Source organism: Leptolyngbya sp. FACHB-711 (assembly GCF_014695615.1).
GTDB lineage: Bacteria > Cyanobacteriota > Cyanobacteriia > Elainellales > Elainellaceae > Leptolyngbya_A.
The window spans coordinates 1-5,780 of sequence record NZ_JACJOR010000144.1; the positions used below are offsets into that span (position 1 = coordinate 1).

Below are 5,780 nucleotides of genomic sequence, written 5' to 3' on the forward strand. Positions count from 1 at the left end.
AAGCTTACTTTGTGAGAAATTTGACTGCGATCGGCGCAGCATTCATGGGGAATGATGACATTGAAATTGTACTGGAAAGCATCTAGCACCGTTGCCCGCACACAGCCACTCGTCGTCATTCCAGTAACGATTACCGTATCCACTCCTTCATAAACGAGATAAGACGCTAGGGGGGTTCCAAAAAAACCGCTGGGCTTTGACTGCTTGTCAATTACAATTTCTCCCGGAAGTGGAGTTAAGTTCTCGACAATAACATCCCCAGGGGGTAAAGCTGGATCAACGAGAGGTCGTTTTCCAGTTTTCCATCGTCCTCGCTGGACGGGTTTAGGTTTATAATCTGGTTCTGCATAGCCCTTTGTGAAATAAATAGGAATAGTCGCTTTTCGGGCAACATTCAATAGCTTGCGGTTAGCTGCAACTGCGGGATACCCTGTTTCACTCCATCCCGTTGGATAGCGACTGTCAACAAAAGCTCGTGTCATGTCTACGATGATCAGAGCAGGTTTTACTCCGGCTTCCAGAGAGCATTCTATCCCCCGAAAACCAGAACGAAAGCTCATCATATCCACGTTTGAAATAATGCCGTCCCAGGGTTGCATGGTTAATTTCGTTGAAGGATAAAATGAACGTGGTGATTATCTTACAAACGGGAGCTAGAAATTGCTGCTTGCATAAAACGCATGTCAATCACCGCATCATAGGAAACATCTTCTTTTAAGATATTTGCCTTTCGCACTACCGCATGTCCCGTCTTCCACGCTTCAGGTTTAACAATACCGTCTGAGCTCCAGAGCTGATCCGCAAAGGCTCGATCGAGTGTTGCCTTTAGGTCATCTTTTGGCATCATTGGAAATTCTTTCGTCGCAATCTCAAATGCTTCATCTGGATTGTCGTAAACAAATCGGATCGATCGATACAGTGCGCGGGTAAAACGCTCTACGGTTTCAGGTTCCCGATCGATCGTCTGTTTGTGGACATTAATCGTAGAGAAAGCATACGAACCCAACTCTTCTGGAATGCTGTAGACGGGTTCGCCCCAGATTCCCTGACGAATTCCTTGCGTTAAGATTGGCTCTGTTGTGATCGCAAAGTCTGCTTGTTTAGTTTTCACTGCGGCAAGTGCTGCCGTATGCTCTCCTTCAATCAGTACTGCGTCTTTCTGCGGGTCCAACCCCTTCTTTGATAAAACATAGCGCAAGATAGAATTTGGAGTGCTACCAAAGTGGCTGACAGCAATTCGCTTCCCCTGCAGCAGCTCTGCTAAATTTTGCTGAAGTTCAGCTGGGGTAAAGTTGAGATGATTCCCTGCAACAAGATACACATTTCCACGATCGACTACATGAGCGATCGCCCGCAATTCAGCTCCTTTTATTTTGGCTAAAGCATTGCGTTCAGGTCCACCAATAAATGCCCAGGCATCTCCTGCAAGCACTGCGTTGGTATGCGCTCCTCCGCCCTGAAAAGTCACAACTTCAACGTTCAGCCCTTCTTTTTCAAAGAATCCTTGATGTATCCCTACATAAAGCGGCAAATATCCGGTTCCATGCAACGGTTCCGCGATTACAAGCTTGGTTAAATCACCGCTGTCCCCAGGAGCGATCGCAACACTACAGCTAAAAGCTGCAAACGCAAGCAGAATAAGCCCAAACTGCTTCCAGCACTTCAATTGAGATCGTAAACTCATTAATCTCCACGATAAGAAGTTGAAGCTCCACCCACTGAAGTTCCACCCCCTGAAGCTCCACCCACTAAAAAGCCATCCCTTCTGCCCTTTGCCCTGAACGGCAGTTTTACTCTTTGATTGGCTGAGTTCCATGCATTACTCCTTTCAACAGAAGCTGTTCTAAATGTTGCACAAAGGCGTACATCACCACTGAAAGTGCAGCGAGAACGAGTACGCCAACCCAGACCAAAGCAATGTCGTAAGTTTGCCCAGCATAAAGAATCAGCCGACCCAGCCCTGCTTGAGATCCAAGAAACTCACCGACGATCGCCCCGGAAAGTGAAAGCCCAATATTGACTCGCAGGGACGAAATAATCCAGGGTAACACCGACGGAATCACAACTTTTGTAAAAACCTGCCACCGAGTTGCTCCCAGTGAGTACATGAGCTGCTGTAAATCAGGATCGACAGCTTGAATACCACTGTAAGTAGTCAAGACGGATATCACGATTGTCAACGCAACTGCCATTGCAACCTTAGAAGCAAATCCCATCCCAAATACGAGGATGACGAGCGGACCTAATGCCAATTTAGGAGTCGCATGAAAAGCAATGATGAGCGGTTGAGCAATTGCAGCATAGTTGCGCGACCACCAGAAGGTTAACCCAATTGCTGCACCCAGACCTGTACCGATGAAAAATCCAGCGATCGTTGAGCGAAAAGTAAACCAAATATCGCTAACTGCACTGCCCTGACGAAAGAAAACAATTCCAGTTTTTAAAATGGTGAACGGGGAAGACCAGAAAAAAGCGTCGATCCAGCCGATGCGAGTTCCCAATTCCCATACTGTCAACAAAGCGATTGTGATACAGATCTGCCAGAGTACAATGATGTGTTTAGACCAAATCCGTTCGTGTGGTAGCGAGCGCCCCTGGCATGAAACTTGTCTTGCCCAGCGCATCGAGTTAACCGGAATTGGAAGTCTAATCATCGCTGCGCTTTTCCTTTTCTTGCGACATCCCGACTGAGCTTTAAAATTGATCCTGCAATGTCTTCATCCGCCAGCAGTGCAAGGCAGGTTTCCTTGAGACGAATGAAGCTTGGATCAGTCACAATTTGACGAGAACGAGGGCGATCGAGCGATATCTCAAGCCGCGCTTTGATTGTTCCGGGGCGAGCCGTTAAGACAAATACTTCATCTGAGAGGTAAACCGCTTCGTCTACATCATGTGTCACAAATAAAACCGTTTTGCCGAAGTCACTCCAGAGCTGAAGCAGCCATTCCTGCATCTGGGCGCGGGTTTGTGCATCTAATGCTCCAAAAGGTTCATCTAATAAAATTAGCTCAGTATGACACAGCAAAGTACGTAGCAACGCTGCTCGCTGACGCATTCCGCCCGACAATTCAGCCGGATAATGATTTTCAAACCCACCCAGGCCATACTGGTAAAGATATGGCAGGGCCAACTGTCTGGCTTTACTAATGGAAATCCCCTGAAGTTCCATCCCCAATACAACGTTGTCTAAAACAGTTCGCCAGGGAAGGAGCAGGTCTTTCTGCATCATGTAGCTTACCAGCCCAATTTTGCCTGTGACATCCCGCTCGTCAATTAAAACTTGACCTGCTGTAGGCTGCTGCAAGCCCGCAATAATGTTAAACAGCGTTGTCTTTCCACTTCCAGAGGGTCCAATCAAGCTGACAAAGCGACCTGCTGAAACTTGCAGACTGATGTCTTCCAAAGCATTGACTGGCCTTCGATCGTGGCTTTGAAAAACATGGCTGATTTCACGTAGCTCTATTTTGCTAGAAAGCCAGTTCATCTTCCGTCGTGTTCCCTTGTGTGACACCGACTCAACCTGCCGAACACACTTGAGTTGAACCCCAATGCGCTACAGGAGTTCTGCGGCTGGAATGATAGCAACTCTTTGCCTCCAACCCTTGAAATCCAAAATCAAGTTAGGGGATTGAGACGGCTGGAATCGTACTTTTCATCACATTTCCGATTACGTTCTAGAATTCCTGCTATTTGTGAATCCAATAGCGCCTTCTTTATCGAATATCATTCGGCCGGCGCAGAATTACCTATGCTGAATTACCTATCTTAGGGTTTGCCTGTATATTTTTTAACAAACAGAGCAATATTGTGGCGAAATATAAGTGCTCCCTGGCTTAGAAGAGTTCACTGACTTTAATGTAGTTAATAATACAGAAAAGTAGGCTTGGCAGATTTAGATTGTCCTGAAAATACGTGCCTGAAGCTATTTCAGTTTAATGCGTTAATTTTATCCCTGAGCAGAAATATTGCCAGCCAATAGATTTACCTGTAGAGTAGCCGAAAAATGAATAAACACAAGGTGGGGCATCTAGATTTTTCAGCCTTGATTTCATTTGTTGAAGTTGCGGAGAAAAATAGCTTTACAGATGCAGCAGTTGCGCTGAATTTATCGCAGCCTACTGTGAGTCAGCACATTCAGAGACTTGAGCGATTTTTAGGAGTTCAACTTCTACATCGGCGATCGAATGGGGTTTATTTAACAGAGGAAGGTAGGGTATTCATCCGCTATTGCCGAGATTCTTTACAAGCAATGCAAGATGGTGCATTTGCAGTTGCAAGGATGTCTCAAGCGGTGACAGGCATTGTAACGCTAGGGTTAACTCCTTCCTCGTCACAGCGATTTTTGTCTCAGATGTTAAGCCGTTATCATCAACAGTATCCTCAAGTTCATGTAAAAATTTTAGAAGACTATACAGAGGGGCTAATTAAGCAAATAGAGCAAGGCTTGCTTGATTTAGCAATTTTGTCGCTCCCTTTTCCTCAGGACAATGTAACCTGCGAAGTGCTTTACGAGGAACCAATTCTGCTAGTGATTGGTGCAACCCATCCTTTAGCCACTTCTAAGAAACTTTACCTGGAGGAGATTGAAACATTACCGCTTGTTCTGCATCGGCAGAAATCAACATTCGGTAGCAGCCCTTGTGGAATTGGTAATATCGTTGAGAAGATTTATCAAATTCATCAGCATCGTTTCAAGATCGTTGCCGAGGTCAAAGGTTTTCAGTCAGTCCGGCAACTTTTACTCTCTAACTTCGGTGCAACATTCGCGCCCCATTCCTTGGTTCAAGAAGATTTAGAAGCTGGCAGACTTATCGTGATAGAAGTGTCAGAATGTTCTTTGTCGCGATCGGCAGTTCTTATCACAAACCATAGACAGCATTTAAGCCTGGCTGCGGAAAAGATGGTAGAAGTAATTCGGAGTCGAGCAGGTTGTGTCGCAAAAACTCTTTAAAGACAAACAATTTTTATCAATCTCATCGTCTTAAGCAGCTACTCCAAAAATTGCTTCAATAAATCTGGCCTGGAATACAATCTCCCCTCGATTAATGCCATTGACTTATTCTTTATGAACCCTATATCATCGCTTCGATCCCACTCAAGGTACTCCTTGCCCTGTTGAATGACCTGAACCCCCTTATCGGTCTCACTATCCGCTGCTGGTTCGATGATCTTGCTCAATAATATTGTTCACATACTTGCTCTGCCTCAACTGGGTCTCCTCGGTGATTGTCTCATCCTCCTGCAGCCCCTCAATTGCTACCGAATAAGCAGCATTTTTTATCGGCAGTAATTACGCGCGGAGCCTGATCGTGCTGAGGTTTGAGCACTTTGCGAAAAATCGGGCGGTTGCCTTGCCATCTCGCTTGGCACTAAGCATAAAGCCTAGGGCATTGCCCTCCGAATCCAGGGCGCAATACAGATATTTTCACGCTCCCCTGACTTTGATATAAGTTTTGTCCACCCTCCAGGAATGATTCGTGGGCCTGGGGTGGGGTCGACTGCATTTGTCCAATTCCGGGGCATACTTCAAAACTAACGGCTGATCGTTAAATGCTCCACTCCCATGCCGTGCTCCTGCATCATTTCCTCCAACTCTCGGTAGCTAAGGGAGTAGCGACAGTACCACTGCCCCTTGAGTAAGATGATTTCAGGTAGAAGGTGCCGCCACTTATTAACCTGGCAAGTATAGAGAGTGCATAAGGTCAGGCAGCATAAGCAATGGCAGGATGTTTAAAGTACCGCACGATGCGCCCCGGCAACTTCTGAAGCTTATGCAGATG

The 5,780-nt window shown here is 46.1% G+C and carries 5 protein-coding genes and 1 pseudogene; 1 reads left to right on the plus strand and 5 read right to left on the minus strand.

Features of this window, described 5'->3' with window-relative positions; all coding sequences use genetic code 11:
- The 4 genes from H6F80_RS04775 to H6F80_RS04790 form a co-directional block, all read right to left on the minus strand.
- Nucleotides 1–599: cysteine hydrolase family protein (locus tag H6F80_RS04775; protein WP_190790464.1), on the minus strand; the 599-nt coding region annotated here is incomplete at its 3' end.
- 41 nt (nt 600–640) lie between these two features.
- Nucleotides 641–1,684: an ABC transporter substrate-binding protein gene (locus H6F80_RS04780; RefSeq protein WP_190790465.1), complete on the minus strand. Its 1,044-nt coding sequence runs from the start codon at nt 1,682–1,684 to the stop codon at nt 641–643.
- Nucleotides 1,685–1,790: 106 nt separating this feature from the next.
- Entirely contained in the window at nt 1,791–2,519 is a 729-nt protein-coding gene (locus tag H6F80_RS04785) for an ABC transporter permease (RefSeq protein ID WP_190790466.1), read from the minus strand.
- Nucleotides 2,520–2,650: 131 nt separating this feature from the next.
- Nucleotides 2,651–3,484 (minus strand): ABC transporter ATP-binding protein, encoded by an 834-nt coding sequence (locus H6F80_RS04790; protein WP_190790467.1) that lies wholly within the window; start codon nt 3,482–3,484, stop codon nt 2,651–2,653.
- A 519-nt stretch (nt 3,485–4,003) separates the two neighbouring features.
- On the opposite strand from H6F80_RS04790, the gene H6F80_RS29650 reads away from it, so the two are divergent.
- On the plus strand, nt 4,004–4,951 hold the full coding sequence (locus H6F80_RS29650; RefSeq protein WP_190790468.1) for a LysR family transcriptional regulator: 948 nt from the start codon (nt 4,004–4,006) through the stop codon (nt 4,949–4,951).
- A gap of 30 nt (nt 4,952–4,981) precedes the next feature.
- Here the strand turns inward: H6F80_RS29650 and H6F80_RS04800 are convergent.
- Nucleotides 4,982–5,706: pseudogene (locus H6F80_RS04800) on the minus strand (IS6 family transposase).
- Nucleotides 5,707–5,780: the final 74 nt, after the last annotated feature.